Below are 17,402 nucleotides of genomic sequence, written 5' to 3'. Positions count from 1 at the left end.
GCCCGGATCCGTCGAGGATCCGGGCCACGGTGCGTTTGTTGTCAGGGAACGACGATCGGGAACTGCGGGTCGGGTGTATCCAGCAGGTCCACCAGCGTTTTCAACACCGCCGGATCACCGTCGACGCCGATGCCGTCGAGTCCCTTGCCCACCAGCAGTTCGAGTAGTTGCTCCTTGGTGAGGTGCAGCGTCAGATCGGCCGCGCCCCGCAGCGGAGCCGCGGTGGTGTGCGCGCGGTGGGTGAGCGCGCCGTTGGACAGGGTGAGCCGGATGACCTTGCCCTCGTCGAGGAGATCCCAATCCATGGTCAGCGGCGAATCCGCCGCGCGCGGACCGTCGATGCGGACGGCGAGGGAATCGATGATCATGTCGACGGGCAGGGCCGCCATCATCTCGGGGCCGGTGGTGTTGATATCGGTCGGTGTCGTGCCGTGGCGCAGTTCGTGGGCGCCGACCAGGTAGAAGTTCCGCCACGTCCCGTTCTCGGCCCCGCTGCCGAGGCGCTGGTACACATCGGCCAGTGCGCGCTTGGCGTCGTCGTTGCCGGGTTCGGCGAAAACCGCGTGGTTGAGCAGCGTCGCGGCGAACCGCAGATCACCGTCGTCGGCGTAGGCGCGGCCCTTGGCGACGATGGCGTCGATCCCGCCGTAGTCGGCGACGTAGCGCTGCGCCTGCGGAACCGGGGGATGCTCCCACAGATGCGCGGGATTGCCGTCGAACCACCCCATGTAGCGCTGATAGATGGCCTTGATGTTGTGGCTGGCCGATCCGTAGTACCCGCGGTTGGCCCACAGGCTCTCCAGCGCGGACGGGAAGGTGAGTTCCTCGGCGATCTCCGAACCCGTCAGGCCCCTGTTGGTCAGGCGCAGCGTCTGATCGTGCATGTAGGCGTACATGTCGCGCTGTCCGGCGAGCCATGCCGTCCAGTTGTCCCGCCCCCAGGTCGGCCAGTGGTGCGAGGCGAACGCGACATCGGCCTCGTCCGCGAACATTCCGATCGTCTCGTCGAGATACTCCGCCCACACGCGTGAATCACGCACGAGCGCGCCGCGCAGCGTGACGATGTTGTGCATGTTGTGGGTGGCGTTCTCGGCCATGCACAGCGCGCGGCGATCGGGGAAGAGGAAGTTCATCTCGGCGGGCGCTTCGGTGCCGGGGGTCAACTGGAAGACGATGCGGACCCCGTCGATCACTTCCTCCTGCCCGGTGTGGGTGATGTCCACGGTCGGCGGGACCAGGCCGACGGATCCCAGGGAGGTGGTCATGCCGAGACCACAGCCGATCTGTCCGTCGGGACCCTTCCCCAGCCCGGCTCCGTACATGAACACCGCGCGCCGGGTCATCGCGTTGCCCGCGTAGACGTTCTCGCTCACGGCGTGTTCGAGGAATCCCTCGGGGGCGAGGACCGGCACCGCGACGTGTCCCGGTGGGATGACACCGCGGACGCCGCCGAAATGGTCGGCGTGCGAGTGGGTGTAGATGACGCCGGTCACCGGCCGGTCGCCGCGATTCTCCCGGTACAGGGCCAGCGCCGCGGCCGCGGTCTCCGCCGAGATCAGCGGATCGATGACGATGACGCCTTTGTCGCCCTCGATCACCGTCATATTGGACAGATCCAGGTTGCGCACCTGATAGATACCTTCGGCGACCTCGAACAGACCCTGTTTGTTGCACAATTGGCCCTGCCGCCAGAGGCTGGGATTCGCGGTCGGGGGGCATTCACCGTCGAGGAAATCGTAGGCCTGTCCGTCCCAGATAACCCGGCCGTCGGCGGCCTTGATCACCGCCGGTTCCAGTGCCGCGATCAATCCGCGCGTGGCGTTGTCGAAATCGGTCGTATCGTCGAAGTTCAGCGATGTGCTCATATATTTCCTCGTTTCCGAATATGTCGACTTCTCGCGGACGAATACGCCGATGTCGGCCACGGTAGGGAATCGGCGGGTCCGGCGTATCACCCCCGGTGGGTGATACGCCGGACGGCGGAATTCGAGGAGCGGTTCACATATCTGCCGGATGCCAGACGGCCATGGCCCAGATGGCGGCCACCTTCACCGTGATCACCACGGCCGCCCAGCCGGGATAGTGCGGCAGCCACGCGAAATCGGCGACGATCGACGCCATCGCGCAGATCACCGCGCCGATCCGCGCCCAGGTCCGCCCGACGACCGAGCCCACACCACAGATGATCAGCGCGAGACCGAGACCGAGGTGGATCCACCCCATCGCGCCCGCGCCGAGTCGGTAGACGGCGGCGATATCGGCGAGCACCACGTGGTTGCCCGCGAAGCAGATCACGCCGAGCAGGATCGACATCGTGCCCGCCGCGATCAGGAACACCGCCCACGCGATGGCCGCGACCGAGGCCGCGGCCTGCCGCGAGGACAGCCCGGCCTCCTCGACGTAGGTCACCGGCGGCACCGAGGCCACGGACGGGCGCGGCGTGCTCGGCATGGCGTGGTGGCCGCGGTAAATTCGCTGTCGCGGAGGCGAATTCATCCCCGAATAGCGCACCGGGCTCATACATCCCGGGCACAGTTTCTCGTTGACCATTACGGCATCGTCGGGCTTCCCCGCGCGCGGCGCCTCATCCGATTCGGGTGAGCGCCGTCGCCACCGATCGCTCACCCCGAGCGGGTGAGGCGCCCCCGTGGGTGTCGCGGGCATAGTCGCCGTCGAACCCGTGCTCGGAAGGAGTCGGAGATGACCGCACCGGACAATCACCACGGACGGCAGGGCCTCGCCGCCGGTACCTCCATCGGCGCCGCGATCCTGCTGATGGTGCTCGGCATCGTGTCACTGCTGCAAGGTATTTCGGCCGTCGCCGAGGACGAGGTGTTCGTCACGGGCATCGACTACATCTACGAATTCGACCTCACCACGTGGGGCTGGATCCACATCGTGCTCGGCGTGCTCATCATCGTCTGCGCGTTGGCGCTGGTCACGGGCACCGCCTGGGGTCGCGGCGCGGCGATCGGATTCGCGTCGCTGTCGATCCTGGCCAACTTCCTGTGGCTGCCGTACTACCCGCTGTGGTCGGTGCTGCTCATCGTGCTCGACGTCGTCGTCATCTGGGCCGTGGTCACCTGGCATCCCCGGCGCCGAGGTGACGTGCGCGGTCGGTGACCGAACCAGCGAACGGGCGGTGTGAGGATGGCACGCTGGACGGTGTTCGAATCGCTCGCCGGATACCGCAGGCAGTGGCTGCGCCCCGATATTCTCGCGGGCCTGACGGTATGGGCCGTTCTCGTTCCCGAAGGACTCGCCTACGCCTCGATCGCCGGGGTGCCGCCGGTCGTCGGTCTCTACGCCGCGGTTCCGTCGCTGGTGCTGTACGCGCTCGCCGGCAGTTCACGTCACCTCGTCGTCGGCCCGATGTCGGCGACCGCCGCGCTGTCGGCCGCCATCATCACCCCGATCGCCGGGGCAGACGGCGGCCGCTACATCGCCCTGTCGGCCGGACTGGCCATCGCCACCGGTCTGCTCGGTCTGGTGGCGGGCGCGATCCGATTGGGTTTCGTCGCCGCCTTCATCTCCGAACCGGTTCTCGAGGGTTTCATCGTCGGTCTGGCGCTGACCATCATCATCGGCCAGGTGCCGAAACTGCTCGGCATCGACAAGACCGCCGGTGATTTCTTCGACCAGCTGTGGGGGGTGCTGACCGGGCTCGGCGACCTGCACTGGCAGACCGCCCTCGTCGGATTCCTGAGTCTCGCCGTGGTCATCGGCCTGAAACGCTGGCTGCCGCTGGTACCGGGATCGCTGCTCGCGGTGCTGCTCGGCATCGCGGCGGTGTCGGTTCTCGGTCTGGACGACCGGGGCGTCGACATCGTCGGCCACATCGATGCCGGGCTGCCCTCGGTCGGATTGCCCGACGGTGTGGCCTTCGGCGACTACCTCGATCTGCTCGGGCCCGCGGCGGGGGTGCTGCTGATCGGTTTCGCCGAGGGCCTGGGAGCCGCGAAGACCTATGCGGCCAAACAGGGTTACCAGGTCGACCCCAACCGGGAACTCGTCGGGCTCGGCGCGGCCGATCTGGGCGCGGGACTCGCTTCGGGCATGGTCGTCAACGGCAGTCTGTCCAAAACCGCGGTCAACGGTTCCGCCGGTGCGAAGACACAGGTCAGTGGCCTCGTGGTGGCGGGTCTCACGGTGTTGACTCTGCTGTTCCTCACCGGCCTGTTCGAGAAACTGCCCGAGGCGACGCTGGCCGGTGTGGTGATCGCCGCGGTGATCGAGCTGGTCGACTTCCCCGCGCTGCGACGGCTGTACCGGGTGTGGACGGTGCGACTCGGCGGGATCTACGGCAAGGCGGCCCGTACCGATTTCACCGCCGCGGCGGCGGCCATGATCGGCGTCCTCGTATTCGACACGCTGCCCGGTCTGTTGATCGGCATCGGGATATCGATCCTGCTACTGGTCTATCGCAGTTCCCGGCCGCATATCGTGCCCGTGGTCCGCAGCGGCACCCTGTGGCTGGACGCCGACCGTCATCCCGACCTGCCACGCCGACCGGACCTGCTGGTGGTGCGGGTGGAGTCGGGGCTGTACTTCGCCAACGCCGACTACGTCCGCGACCGCGTCGAACAGTTGTGCACCGACCGGACCCGATTGGTCGTGCTCGATGCCGAAACCTCGCCGACCATCGACGTGACCGCCGCGATGATGCTCTCCGACCTGCGCGACAGTCTCGGCCGCCGCAGGATCGACTTCCGCATCGCCCGCTACATCGGACAGTTCGGCGACGAGTTGGGGACCGCGATCCCACAGGACATGGCGATCGCCGTCTTCGCGACCGTCACCGACGCCGTCGCGGACCTACCGGAGACCCCGGCCTCCTCCGACGGCTGAACCGCTCGCGGCGACGACCCGGCTACGCGTTCGACTTCTGATAGGCCTCGACGACCTCCGCCGAGATCCGGCCACGGCTCGAGACCTCCATGCCGTTGTTGCGCGCCCATTCGCGAATGGTCTGGGCCTGCTCGCGATCGGTGGCCTGGCCGGAGCCGTTCTCGCCGCGCGGCACCCGGCCCGCCTTGCGGGCGTGGGGCGTCCACTGTTCGAAGATGCCGCGTAGTCGCGCGCCGTTGAGTACCGACAGGTCCATCTCGTAGTCCACGCCGTCCACGGCGAAACGCACGGTCTCCTGAGCCTCGGACTTGCCGTCGTAATCATCGACCAGCTCAACGGTGACCTTGCGCGCCATTCCATATTCCTTCGATGATCGACCCGAACGATGAGACGTCATCGTAGCCCGAATGTCGTCTTCGCTCCTGCGGAGCGTCCGTAACCCGATCGGTTCCGGGGGGAAACATGCCGTGCATATCTTCGAGGTCATCGCCTATCCGATTCATCACCTCACCGAGAGGGAGTGATCCGCCATGCCGGTTCCCGACGACCTCGCCGCCGACTACGCCACCGCCGGATTCGGCGGCGAGCTCACCCCGGGCACGAGGCCCGCGCTGATTCTCGTCGACCCCGCCCGCGCTTATGTCGACCCCGGCTGCTCGCTCTACGCCGGGGTCGACGAACCGGTCCGTGCGATGCGCGTCCTGCTCGCCGCCGCGCGCGGGGCCGGAATTCCGGTCGTGGTCACCGAGGTACGGCTGCGCGCCGACGGCGCCGACGCGGGCCATTTCTTCCGCAAATCCGGTGGTCTCGTCGCGTTCTGCGAAGGCAGTCCGTTCGCCGATTTCATCGAGGGACTGGCCCCGAACGCGAACGAATTCCGGGTGACCAAGAGCTATCCCAGCGCGTTCTTCGGCACCACCCTGCATTCCTATCTCACCGCCCAGCGTGTCGACACGGCGCTGATCGCGGGGCTGTCCACCAGCGGATGCGTCCGCGCGACCGCGTTGGACGCGTTGCAGCACGGATTCGTGCCCATCGTCGTCGAAGACGCGGTCGGTGATCGGGACCGGCGCGTGCACAAGGCGAATCTGTTCGATATCGCGCACAAGATCGGCGAGGTGTGGGCGCTGGATCGCGCCGTGGAGTATCTCGGCGGTCTCGGCTCGGATACCGACGCCGTTCTCACCGGCACGGGATGAGAACGGCGGTCACGGTTGTCACGGCCGCGCGGCCCACCGGCGCAAGCCGCGCGGTCTGCGCATCATCAGGACACCGAGTGCGGCCACGGCGATACCGCGCGGCGCTTCGTAGATGAACCCGGACAGTCCGGCCGTCGCGGGAATGGGCAGGAAGAAGCCGACCATGCCGAGCAGGGTCAGCACCGCGATCCAGCGCGGCACCGCGCGATTGCGCAGCAGGCTCGCGCCGAGCAGACCCATTCCGGCCAGCATCACCAGTCCGCCGATGGTGTTGAACAGCATGAACGCGGTCGAGTCGATCATATTGTCGTTGTCGGCGATCAGATGCGCGGTGTCCGGATCGGACGCGAACGGGTAGGCGACGAACAATTCGACGGTCAGGTGTCCGGTGGCGGTGACGATATTGCCGACCAGGTAGGTGAGCGTGCCGAGGAAACCGGCCGGGCCGAGCCGAGGCCGCAGCCACGCGTACATACCGGGCAGGCCGAGTACGAGCAGCACGGTGCCGAGACCGAGCAGGGTCTGCGCGATCGGCGTGCCGGGGCTGGTCAGTGCCTCGACGGAATGGCCCTTACCCGCGACGATCGGATGCAGGGTGCCGCCCGCGATGCACAGTGCGCCGCCGATGGTCAGCGCGGCGCCGCACATTCGCAGTACAGTTTCGCCGGACGGGCTGCCCGTGCGGGCCCGGTCGTCGGTGGTGGTCGGTGTCGGCAGGAGTTCGTTCGTGGTTGTCATGAGCCGAGGATCGGCGAGGGCGCTGGTGTGACGCTGGTGCGTGCCTTGTCGGGCGACGTCGCTCGTGTCCGGCCCGCGATCGCGGTGCTCGGGCCGCTGGAGGTGAGCGGCCCCGACGGTGTCCGGATCGCGGTTCCGGCGCGGAAACACGCGGAACTGCTCGTCATCCTGGCCGCCGAGCGCACCACGCGCAGCGCCGGGTATCTGTGCGAACTGCTGTGGCGCGGAAGTCCGCCCGACAGCGCGCTGGTCACGTTGCAGGGCTATGTCTCGCGGTTGCGCCGGGCGTTGAAACCGCTGCCCGACTTGCGCATCGACACCGACACCCACGGTTATGTGCTGCGATGTGACGGATCGGGCACCGACCTCGACCTGCTCGATGTGTGGTCGCGCGACGCGCGGGCCGCCGTCGCGGACGGCGATATCGGGCGCGCGGTCGAACTGCTCGACCGGGCACTGGGCCTGTGGCGCGGTGACGCACTGTCCGATGTCGACGATGTCGCGGAACTGGCGCCCGAACGCGCCCGGCTCGACGAGTTGCGGTCCGAACTCGTCGAACTGTGCGCGGAGGCCCTGATCGTGCTCGGCCGCGCCAGGCATGCGGTGACGTTGCTCGCCGACGAACGCGAGCGGCATCCGTTCCGGGAAGGCACGGCCCGACTGCTCGCGCTCGCGCTGCGCGACTGCGGCCGGATCTCCGAAGCGCTCGATGTGCTGGTGCGGCTGCGCCGTTCGCTGCGCGCGGAGTTCGGACTCGATCCCGGTGCCGACACCGTCCGGGTGGAGACCGAGATCCGCACGGCCTCGGCCGCTCCGACGGTCGAGGCGGTCTCGACGCTGTACGGCCGTGCCGACGTCGCGGGTGTTCTCGATCGCGCGTGGCGGCGGTCCCGGCAGGGGCTGACCGTGGTGACGGTGCGCGGCGCACCGGGGATCGGCAAGACCGCCGTGGTCGAGGACGCGGTGCGCCGCCACGGCGGCACGGCCTATTTCACCGCCGCCGTCGGCGGTTTCGGCGCCCAGCCGCTGGCGACCCTGACACCGTGGCTGGACCAGGCGGCACTGTCGGGCCGTGTGGTTCCCGATATCCCGACCCCGCGCGTGCTCGCGGCCCTGTTCGCCGATATCACCCGCGAGACCGGCCGGATGGTCGCGGTCATCGACGACGTGCAGTGGGCCGATCCGGATTCCGTGCGGATGATCGCCGCCGCGATGCGGGTGCTGCGCGCCCACCCGATCCTGCTCCTGCTCACGGTCCGTGGCGACGCGTTGCCCGCCGAGACGGCCGCCGCGGTGCAGTCTCTGCGCGCCGCGGGCACGCATGTCACCGTCGACCTCGCGCCGCTGTCCGACACGGCCGTCGCCGAATTCGTCCGCGCCGAACTAGGCGATGTCGGTGCCGCCGCGCGCACCGATATCGTGCGCGCGAGCCTCGGTAGTCCGTTCATCGCGGCGCAACTGTGCGATCTGGTGCGCGCCGGTCGCCCCGTCCACGGAACCGGCGCGGTCACCGCGATCACCGAGGCGAAACTGGGCGCCGTCACCGAATCCGCGCGCGACCTCGCCGAACTGCTCGCCGTACTCGGCGTTCGCGCCTCCCTCGGACTCGCCGCGGCCGCCGACGGCACAGCGCGTTTCGATGAAGCAGTGGCCGAACTCGTTGCCGCGCAGATCGTCTCGGTGACCGACAACACGATCGGCTTCGGGCACGAACTGGTGCGCGACACGGTCGTATCCGGGCTCGGCGCGGTCAGGAAGGCGTCGCTGCACCGGCGGATCGCCGACACACTCGCGCTGTCACGCCCCGACGACACCGCGTCCGCCGCGCTGCACCGCAGTGCCGCCGCCCTCGATTCGATCGACCGCGCCGCCGCGCTGGCATGTGCCACGGCGGCGCGGGACGCGCTACGCCGCGATGCGGTCAGCGATTGCGCCGATTTCGCGGCGCGCGGCATCCGGCACGCCGAACCGGGCGACGCCGAACTCCTCGTCGAACTCGACTGCCTCGCCGGACAGGCGCACCACCGGCTCGGCCACTACGACTCCGCCGCCGAATCCTTCGATCGCGCGGGCAGACGTTGCGCCGAACGCGACGACCGCACCGCGCTGGCACGCACGGCGCTGCTCGCCGCGCCGCGCGGGGTCGCCGGCTACTTCTCCGGATACGGTGTGGTGCATACCGGTTCGTCGGCGCTGCGGGCGCGAGCACTGGCCCATCGGCAGGATCTGGACGCCGATCTCGTCGCCGAGGTGGAGGCGATCGAAGCGGCGGACCGCGCGATCCACGGCACCGCGGGTGACCTCGAGGTGCTGGCCGACGCGCGTGCGCGCAGCGCGCCGGGACGCCGGTCGTGGCGGCAGGTGCGCTTGGCCGAGTTCATCTGCACCTGGGAGCCGACCACGGTCGCCGAGCGTCGGGTGATCGCCGAGGAATTGGAGCAGCTCGCGGGCCACGATCGCGAAGCGCTGGCGACGGCGATCCATCTGCGCCGCGTCTGCGCGCTCGAGTCGGGGGATATGCGGTTGGTCCGGCGGCTCTCGGCCGAATTCACCCGGCTCGCCGCCGACGGTGGTACCGATCTCGCGGCGACCCAGTTGTGGTGGCAGGTGATGCTGGCCGTGCTGCGTGGCGACTACGAGCAGTCGCGCACGCTGATGACGACCTTCGCCGACGGACTCGGCGCCGTCGACGGTCCGGCCCGGCTGCTCGCCGAGGCATCGCTGCTGACCAGCAGTTCGATCGAACTGTGGCATCGGGGCCGCCTGCGCGAGGCGCTGGCCGAAGCCGATCGCATGGCCGAGGATTTCGACGAGGATTTCGCCATCGTCGTCGCGATGGCCGCCGCCGAGATCGGTGATCACGAGCGCGCCATGCGATTGATCGAGCAGGTCGTCGCCCTGCCGGGGCGGTTGCACGGGCCGCGCCTGGTCGTCCGGGTGCCGTTGCTGCTCGAGGCGCTGCTCGTGGTCGGTCAGCACGCCCCGGACCGTCGTGACCGCGTGGTCGAATTCGCCGCCGTGTTGGCACCGCTGACCGCGGGATGGGGCGAGACGTTGATCGTGCAGTGGCCCGGCCTCGTCTGCCTCGGACCGTCGGGCCTCTACCGCGGCACCGCCCGGGGCATGCTCGGTCGCGCGGGTGCGCGCGCGGAGGTGGTCGCCGCGATGAACCGCGCGCGTGCGCTCGGTGCGCGGCCCTACGAGTCGCGGGCGCGGGATCGGCTGGCGCGCTGGCCCTTCGCCGACAGCGAATAGCGTAACCCGGGTCCGAAAACCTCACGTCGACGAACCTCGCGCGGTGAGGTCGCGCGTGGTTCGAATCGGACCGATGCCAACCCTGTACCTGGGCGAACGCGTGCCCCAGGCTCTCGGTACCGCGACGCGAGAACGCGCCGCCGAGAGTCCGAGGAGAGTTCGAGTGAGAGCGCACAGCAGGTTCCTGATACCCGCGGTCGTCACCGCCGTCGCGGCGATGCTGCTGACCGCGTGCGGCGGCGGGAGTGAGGTCCGCGAGTCCGGCGGTGTGCCGGTGCTGCGGTATCAAGGCTGGGCCTCGCAGGTCGTCATTCCCGAACTGGCCGAGGATCTCGGGTACTTCGAGAACAAGGTGAAGCTCGAATGGCAGGGCAACACCATCAGCGGACCGCAGGACATCCAGTCGGCGGCGACCGGTCAGGTCGATTTCGGTGGCGCGTTCGGGGGCGCGGTGGCCAAACTCGGTCAGGCGGGCGCTCCGATCACCGCGGTGATCAACTACTACGGTTCCGACGAGAAGACCTTCACCGGCTTCTACGTGCCCGAGAACAGCCCGATCAAGACGCCGAAAGACCTGCTCGGCAAGAAGATCGGAGTCAACACCCTGGGCGGCCAGGCCGAGGCCGACGTCCACGATGTGCTGAAGAAGAGCGGGCTCGACGAGGAGCAGATCAAGTCGGTGCAGCTGGTGGTGCTGCCGCCGCCCAACACCGAGGACGCGGTGCGGCGCGGGCAGGTCGATGTCGCGGGTCTGTCGGGACAGTTCCAGCAGCGCGCCGTCGCGAACGGCGGACTGCGCGCCGTGTTCACCGATTACGAACTGTTCGGTGCGTTCAACGGCGGCCAGTACGTCTTCCGCAACGACTTCATCGGCAAGAGTCCGAAGAGTGTCGAGGCATTCGTCGGTGGTGTCGCCAAGGCGATCGAATGGCTGCGCGCGACCCCGCGCGAGGAGGTCATCGCGCGGTTCACTCAGATCATCGAGAAGCGCAAGCGCGCGGGTGAGGACACCTCGTCGGTGAAGTACTGGCTGTCGGTCGGCGTTCCCGCCGTCAACGGCGTCATCGCCGACGCCGATCTCCTGCGGTGGGAGAGCTGGCTGCGCGACACCGGCGCCATCACCGGCCCGTTCGATCCGGCCAAGCTCTACACGAACAAATTCAATCCGAATGTGAAGTAGTGACTCGGCGGTCGGATCCGGCACCCATCGGAGGGGACCGGATCCGACCGCCGCGGTTCAGGGGCGATTCTTGCCCGCGGCGATCCATCGGCCGGTGGACGGCACCGCGGCCAGTACCAGAGTCGTCACGAAGAACGTGCACAGGGCGAGGGCGAAGTAGTTCAGCTCCTCGCGAAAACCGAAGGCGCTGAGCGATACTCCGAGTGTCGACGAGATGATCACCAGAATCCGTCCCGCCGTCAGGCGCGCGAACAGCAGCACGCCGCCGAGTAGGAACAGCAGCGCGAGGAAGCCGCTCACCACCGCCAACGCCAGGAAGATGACGACGATCAGCCCGCCGAAATCGGGGAGATCGCTGCTGCCGCTGTGGTCGTCGTTGCCGACATCGACCACCACGACCAGCGACCAGACGGCGATGGCAGCCGCGATGACTCCGGCGACCATCGCCAGCGACGCCGCGATGGCAGCGGTGACCCGGCTCGGCGCGCGATGCTCCACAGGCAGCGCGTACCCCGGATATCCGTAGGGCGGTCCGGGCGGCAGGTAGTGCTGTGGCCCGTTGTCACCACCGTCGTACCCGTATCTGTCGTTCACCGTCGACCTCCCCTTCTCGGCTGACGGCCACCCTACCGGGCCGCCCCGACGCCCCGGCCGCGCGGAATTCAGTGTTCCCGCAACAGCATCCCCGCCCCTTCGGCGATCCGGTCGTGGAATCCGTGCTCGCGCAGGGCGTGCCACAGCGTCGCGGCATTGATGGCGATGACCGGCTTGCCGAGTTCGGCCTCCAGCCGGTCGGCCTGCGCGACGAAGGACAGGTTGGTGCCGACCTGGACGACGGCGTCGGCGTCGGCACTGTCGATCTCGGTGACGACCTCGGCGATCCGTGCCGCGTCCACCCGGGCGATGGCCTGGGCGGTCGGGCACCGCAAACCCGTGATCGCGGTGACTTCGAATCCCGCCTCGGTGAAGAACCGGGCGACTTCCCGGTCCGCGATCGGCTGATAGGGCGAGAACACCGCGATCCGCCGACATCCCAGTTCGCGCAACGCCGCCCGGCAGGCCGAGGCGCCGGTGGTCACCGGCAGTCCGGTGCGTTCCCGCAGCCTGCGTTCGAACGATTCGTTGCCCGCGACACCGCCCCAGAACGTCTCCGCCGACATCCCCATGACCATGCGGTCGGGTTCGGCGGTGAGCACATCGCGGACGGCGGTGTCGATGGAACCGCGGATCTGACCGAGCAGGGCGGTGAAATCCTCGTCGTCGCCCATGACCGGATTCGGGATGTACATCGAACCGGCGCGGTAGCTGACACCGTCCAGGCCCGCGCGCCAATAGTCGTGTTCCACCACGGTATTCGTGCTCGGCACGATCACTCCGAATACCGCTCGCGTGCCTACCGCGTTGGTCATGGGCCGGTCTCCTCGAGATGTCGGGCGGATGTCGGGATCAGGGCGCGCTCGACGGCGCGGTGCGCGCGTTCGCGGTCGATCGGGTGGTCGAGCAGCAGGGCGTCGACCAGCAGCGGCGACACGATCGTGGTGGCGGCTTCCTCGATATCGGCGTCGTCGAGTACACCGTGCGCGTGGAAGGCGGCGTGGAACGGGGCGAACAGGTCGCCGACGTAGCGGCGGCGCAGTTCCGCGCAGGAGGGATCGGTCGCCGACGCGGTGACCAGCGCGCGCAGGAAGGCTCCGACGGGCTTGTCGCGCAGGCGATCACACAGTCCGTCCACTTCGGCGTGCAGATCGGCGGCGAGGTCGCCGGTCGGCCGGACCGGGGGATGGGGGGCGACGGCGATGAGCGCGGCCAGGAAATCCCTCGGTGTCGGCCAGTGCCGGTAGACGGTGGTCCTGGCCACCCCGGTGACAGTGTGCAGCCGCGCCGGAGTCAGGGCGACCGCGCCCTCGGTGAGGAGCAGTTCGAGGGCGGCGGTGAGCACGATCTCCTCGGTGTCGGCGGAAGGGCCGGTGGGGCGGCCGGGTCTGGTCACGAAATTAACGATACAGCTTGTATCCGAAAATAATAATTGCTACGTTCCGTATCGGAAAAGCAACGCAGTCCGCGAGGAGAACGTCATGCGACCCCATGTCGAACTGATCGACGAAAAAGACCTGATCTGGCACAACGCCGAGTTCCAGCACGCCGAAGGCACCGCCGAACAGCGCAACCTCAGCTACGACGAGGAAGACGGTTCGGCCTCGCTCAAAGTCCGATTCACCAGCGACTGGTCTCGGCCCGCCGGTGTGCACCACGCCGAGACCGAATGGTTCGTGCTGTCGGGCAGCGTCACGATCGGTGACACCGAACTCGGGCCGGAGGGTTTCTGGAACGCGCCGATCGGTGTGCTGACACCGCCGATCACCGTCACCGACGGCACCGAGATCCTGCTGTTCCGCGAAGGCGGCGACTGGCATTTCGACCCCGCCGAACGCGATCGTGAATTCGTCCGCCCCGACCAGGAACTCGTCGTCCTGCATACCTCGGAGATGCCGTGGATCGACGTGAAGGACGGCAGTCCGATGCGTTTCGATCTCGGGGGAACGCCGGTGCCCGGCCTGTACATCAAGCTGCTGCACCGTGACGTGACGACCGGGTTCTACAGCCGTCTGATCAAGGCCAAACCCGGCTGGCGGGAAGTGCCGCTGGCCCATCACCCGTGCAGCGAGGAGGCGTACTGCCTCGACGGCGGATTCGACTACAACTACGGAAAGATGTGGCCCGGCGCGTATTTCTGGCGTCCGCCGCTGATCCGCCACGGAGATTTCACCGCCGACGCCGAGCGCGGGTGCACCTGGCTGGTGCGGTCGGACGCCGATCTCGTGGACTGGTACACCGACAACGCTCGCGTGGTCATGTCGGGCGATGCCACCAATTGGGGTCCGGGATATCCGCAGAGCGCCGCGCCCAAGTTGGTCGAACCGGTGCGTTCGCGTTCGATCGGCGCGTGGGCCGACGCCACCCGTCAGTAGTGCGGCCGGGCCGTGCGGCTCGACATATGCGGCGGCGGCAGCGATGTGGCTGCCGTCCCGAATAGTTTCCCAGTGCGAAACATTCCGATGACATAAGACATTGACCAACTGCTCATTCGACTGAAACGATCATGTTGCGGAAATAGAGTTTCGCAGAGAGAAACGGAGTGCAAGGTGTCGCAGACCGATCTGGTGATTCGAAACGCCCGCGTGGTGCGCCCGGGCGACCCCACCACCGACGCTCCGGAGCCCGTCGACATAGCGGTAGCCGGCGGCCGGATCAGTGCCGTCGGCGAGAATCTCCCGTCGACGAACGGGGCACGGGTCTTCGACGCCGAGGGATTGCTCGCGTTTCCCGGAGTCGTGGACGCCCACCAGCACTGGGGGATCTACCGTGATCTGGCCGAGGACGCCGACAGCGAGAGCCGCGCGTGCGCGCAGGGCGGGGTCACCACCTCGCTCACCTATATGCGGACCGGGCGCTACTACCTGGACCGGGGTGGTCCCTACCGGGACTTCGTGCCGATCGCGCTCGAGGCGATGGCGGGGCGCTCCTTCGTCGACTACGCCCTGCACCTGGCCCCGATGACCGCCGAACATATCGATGAGATCCCCTCGCTGGTCGAGGAATTCGGCATCACCTCGTTCAAGATCTTCATGTTCTACGGCGGCCACGGCCTCCACGGGCGCTCCGACGACCAGGCCGAATTCCTGATGATCGGCCCCGGCGAACGCTACGACCTCGCGCATTTCGAATTCGTCATGCGCGCACTCGCACGGGCCCGCGCCCGCTTCGGCGACCGGATCTCGCTGTCGCTGCACTGCGAGACCGCCGAGATCATGGCCGCCTACACCGAAATGGTCGAACGCGAAGGTGTACTCACCGGGCTGCGCGCCTACAGCGCGTCGCGACCGCCGCATTCGGAAGGTCTGGCGATCACCATGGCCTCCTACCTCGCCCACGAGACCGGACTCGCCGGCATCAATCTGCTGCACCTGACCTCGGCCGAGGCCGTCGATTCCGCGCTGCGGATGGCGTCGGCCTTTCCCGACGTGGATTTCCGGCGCGAGGTGACCATCGGTCACCTGCTCGCCGACGTCGACACCGCGCACGGCATCGGCGGCAAGGTCAACCCGCCGCTGCGTGAACGCGCCGATGTCGAGGCGCTGTGGCGGCATCTGCTCGCGGGGGAGATCGACTGGGTCGTCAGCGATCACGCGTGCTGCCGCGACGAACAGAAATTCGGCGACGACCGCGAGGACGTGTTCGCGGCCCGATCCGGTTTCGGCGGCGCGGAATACCTGCTGCCCGGCCTGGTCGGCGAGGGCCGCAAACGCGGACTCGCGCTCTCGCGGATCGCGCAACTCACCTCGTGGACTCCCGCGCAACGCTACGGCCTGACCACCAAGGGCGATATCGCCGTCGGATTCGACGCCGATATCGCGCTCGTCGACCCCGACGCGCAATGGACCGTGCGGGCGGGCGATTCCGACTCCGCCCAGGAATACACACCCTTCGAGGGATTCGACATGAGCGCCAGGGTGACCGATGTGTTCCTGCGCGGACATCACATCTGCCGTGCGGGCCGGGTCGTCGGCGAACCGCACGGCGTCTACCTGCGTCGCTACCGGGCCTGACCCGTGCGGGCAGTCGGTCCGGGGGCGCCTGCCACCGCCCGCCCCTGGCGTGTCTTCGTGGCGACCAGCATCGGCGTCGTCGCGGTGTTCCTCAATATCAGCGGGCTGAGCGTGGCCTTGCCGACTATCGCGCGCGAGCTGGGAGCCGATGCCGCACAGGCCAATTGGATCCTGCTCAGCTATCTGCTCGTCACCACGGCGCTGATCCTGGTGTTCGGCAGACTCGCCGACATCATCGGCCGCCACCGCCTGTACCTGGCGGGCCTGGCGCTGTTCACCCTGGCCACCGGCCTGTGCGCGCTGTCGGTGTCACCGCAGATGCTGATCGTGGCGCGGATATTGCAGGGTATGGGCGCGGCGGCCTGCGTCACCAACAACACCGCGCTGCTCACCGACACCTTTCCCGCCGCCGACCTCGGCCGGGCGCTCGGCTGGAACGTCACCATCGCGGCGACCGCGCAGGTCGCGGGTCCGGTCGTCGGCGGCGCGGCCACCGCGCTGCTCGGCTGGCGCGGACTCTTCCTGGTCTGCGCGCCGATCGGGCTGCTCGCCCTGGTGATGTCGCTGCTGTTCATTCCGCGCCCGGACCGAACTCGCAGGCGGCGTGAACGTTTCGACCTCGCGGGCGCGGCCCTGTCCACACTCGCGCTGACCGCGACCGTGCTGGCACTGACCACGACGGCAGAGGCCGACCCCCGCCTGGTGCGGGTGTGCGGAATCGCGGCGGTGGCTCTTCTCGTGGTGTTCGTCGTCGTCCAGCGGCGGCGCGAACATCCACTGATCGATGTCGGGCTCTTCCGGCTTCCGACGATCGCCGTCGCCATGACGGCCGTGATCGCCAACGCCGTCGCCACCAACGCGGTGGTCGTGCTCGTCTCGCTCTACGGGCAGGCGGGCGGATTGACACCCGTGCGGGCCGGAGTCATGGTCGCGCCCGTCGCGCTCGGCACCGTGGTCGCCGCCGCACTGACCGCCGCCCTGACCACGCGCTACAGCCCGAGAATCCTCACCGCGACGGGTATGGCCGCCAGTCTGATCGGCCTGGTCGGTCTGGCGGCCACCATGACCGACGACGCGAATTCGCTCTGGGCGGTGACACCGTTCCTGTTCGTCATCGGCGCGGGCAACGGATTGTTCATGACACCGAGCACCAACGCCCTGATGCTCGCCGCCCCCACCGCCCGCCGCGGCATCGCCAACGGCCTGCGCTCGACTTCGCAGAACCTGGGCACCCTGGTCAGTTCCGCCCTCGCCCTTGCCCTGGGCACCGCGGGTCTGAGCGAATCCGCGCGCCGCGCCGCCATCGACGGAACCCTCGGCGCGATCGGGCCGGTGGACCTCGCGCATTTCGTCGCCAATCTCCGCACCGCCACAGCGGTGTTCGCCGCCGTCGCCGCGCTCGGCATCGCCCTGTGCTGGTTCCTTCCCGCCCGGCGTCCGAACCTCGATGCGGTGGCGGACGGTGCGGTCACCGACGATTCCGCGGACCGGGCGTCCGGGGAACGCGCGCACAACATTCGATGATTCCGAAGACCGGCGGCGACCTGATCGCGGCGAGTCGCAGACGTGCGGTGG

15 protein-coding genes are annotated in these 17,402 nt (G+C 68.4%); 8 read left to right on the top strand and 7 right to left on the bottom strand.

Annotated elements, in window-relative coordinates; translation table 11 throughout:
• Nucleotides 1–41: 41 nt before the first annotated feature.
• Nucleotides 42–1,865, bottom strand: coding sequence for an alkyl/aryl-sulfatase (locus DAT37_RS19095; RefSeq protein ID WP_109526195.1), 1,824 nt, complete (start codon nt 1,863–1,865; stop codon nt 42–44).
• A 133-nt stretch (nt 1,866–1,998) separates the two neighbouring features.
• Nucleotides 1,999–2,550, bottom strand: a complete 552-nt coding sequence (locus tag DAT37_RS19090) for a DUF7144 family membrane protein (protein ID WP_109526162.1) — start codon at nt 2,548–2,550, stop codon at nt 1,999–2,001.
• Nucleotides 2,551–2,700: 150 nt separating this feature from the next.
• On the opposite strand from DAT37_RS19090, the gene DAT37_RS19085 reads away from it, so the two are divergent.
• Both DAT37_RS19085 and DAT37_RS19080 read left to right on the top strand, forming a co-directional pair.
• Nucleotides 2,701–3,123 (top strand): DUF7144 family membrane protein, encoded by a 423-nt coding sequence (locus DAT37_RS19085; RefSeq protein ID WP_109526161.1) that lies wholly within the window; start codon nt 2,701–2,703, stop codon nt 3,121–3,123.
• Nucleotides 3,124–3,150: 27 nt separating this feature from the next.
• Nucleotides 3,151–4,848, top strand: coding sequence for a SulP family inorganic anion transporter (locus tag DAT37_RS19080; protein WP_109526160.1), 1,698 nt, complete (start codon nt 3,151–3,153; stop codon nt 4,846–4,848).
• Nucleotides 4,849–4,870: 22 nt separating this feature from the next.
• Here the strand turns inward: DAT37_RS19080 and DAT37_RS19075 are convergent, their stop codons facing one another.
• Nucleotides 4,871–5,203: a histone-like nucleoid-structuring protein Lsr2 gene (locus tag DAT37_RS19075; RefSeq protein WP_109526159.1), complete on the bottom strand. Its 333-nt coding sequence runs from the start codon at nt 5,201–5,203 to the stop codon at nt 4,871–4,873.
• A 175-nt stretch (nt 5,204–5,378) separates the two neighbouring features.
• On the opposite strand from DAT37_RS19075, the gene DAT37_RS19070 reads away from it, so the two are divergent.
• Complete coding sequence (locus tag DAT37_RS19070) at nt 5,379–6,047, top strand: isochorismatase family protein (RefSeq protein WP_109526158.1); 669 nt, start codon at nt 5,379–5,381, stop codon at nt 6,045–6,047.
• A gap of 18 nt (nt 6,048–6,065) precedes the next feature.
• On the opposite strand, the gene DAT37_RS19065 is transcribed toward DAT37_RS19070, so the two are convergent.
• Nucleotides 6,066–6,785 (bottom strand): hypothetical protein, encoded by a 720-nt coding sequence (locus DAT37_RS19065; protein WP_109526194.1) that lies wholly within the window; start codon nt 6,783–6,785, stop codon nt 6,066–6,068.
• Between the two features lie 27 nt (nt 6,786–6,812).
• Between DAT37_RS19065 and DAT37_RS19060 the strand changes: the two genes are divergently transcribed.
• Entirely contained in the window at nt 6,813–10,040 is a 3,228-nt protein-coding gene (locus tag DAT37_RS19060) for a BTAD domain-containing putative transcriptional regulator (RefSeq protein ID WP_198654343.1), read from the top strand.
• Between the two features lie 163 nt (nt 10,041–10,203).
• Complete coding sequence (locus tag DAT37_RS19055; RefSeq protein WP_232839853.1) at nt 10,204–11,220, top strand: ABC transporter substrate-binding protein; 1,017 nt, start codon at nt 10,204–10,206, stop codon at nt 11,218–11,220.
• A 57-nt stretch (nt 11,221–11,277) separates the two neighbouring features.
• Here the strand turns inward: DAT37_RS19055 and DAT37_RS19050 are convergent, their stop codons facing one another.
• The 3 genes from DAT37_RS19050 to DAT37_RS19040 form a co-directional block, all read right to left on the bottom strand.
• A complete protein-coding gene (locus DAT37_RS19050; RefSeq protein WP_109526156.1) occupies nt 11,278–11,814 on the bottom strand; it encodes a hypothetical protein in 537 nt (178 codons plus the stop codon).
• Between the two features lie 68 nt (nt 11,815–11,882).
• Nucleotides 11,883–12,629 (bottom strand): maleate cis-trans isomerase family protein, encoded by a 747-nt coding sequence (locus tag DAT37_RS19045; protein ID WP_109526155.1) that lies wholly within the window; start codon nt 12,627–12,629, stop codon nt 11,883–11,885.
• Nucleotides 12,626–13,210, bottom strand: coding sequence for a TetR-like C-terminal domain-containing protein (locus DAT37_RS19040; RefSeq protein ID WP_109526154.1), 585 nt, complete (start codon nt 13,208–13,210; stop codon nt 12,626–12,628). Before DAT37_RS19040 ends, DAT37_RS19045 begins: the two co-directional genes overlap by 4 nt.
• Before the next feature lie 85 nt (nt 13,211–13,295).
• Between DAT37_RS19040 and DAT37_RS19035 the strand changes: the two genes are divergently transcribed.
• The 3 genes from DAT37_RS19035 to DAT37_RS19025 all read left to right on the top strand — a co-directional run bounded on the left by DAT37_RS19035 (nt 13,296) and on the right by DAT37_RS19025 (nt 17,351).
• Entirely contained in the window at nt 13,296–14,189 is an 894-nt protein-coding gene (locus DAT37_RS19035; RefSeq protein ID WP_109526153.1) for a DUF4437 domain-containing protein, read from the top strand.
• Between the two features lie 174 nt (nt 14,190–14,363).
• Nucleotides 14,364–15,827, top strand: coding sequence for a dihydroorotase (locus DAT37_RS19030; protein WP_109526152.1), 1,464 nt, complete (start codon nt 14,364–14,366; stop codon nt 15,825–15,827).
• A 57-nt stretch (nt 15,828–15,884) separates the two neighbouring features.
• Nucleotides 15,885–17,351 carry an MFS transporter gene (locus DAT37_RS19025; protein ID WP_232839852.1) on the top strand — a complete coding sequence of 489 codons (1,467 nt, stop codon included), beginning with the start codon at nt 15,885–15,887 and terminating at the stop codon, nt 17,349–17,351.
• Nucleotides 17,352–17,402 lie beyond the last annotated feature (51 nt).

The sequence above is a fragment of the Nocardia aurea genome, assembly GCF_003123685.1.
GTDB classification, from domain to species: Bacteria; Actinomycetota; Actinomycetes; order Mycobacteriales; family Mycobacteriaceae; genus Nocardia; species Nocardia aurea.
The sequence above is the reverse complement of the archived record's forward strand: the minus strand, read 5'-3'. Positions and strand labels throughout refer to the sequence as shown.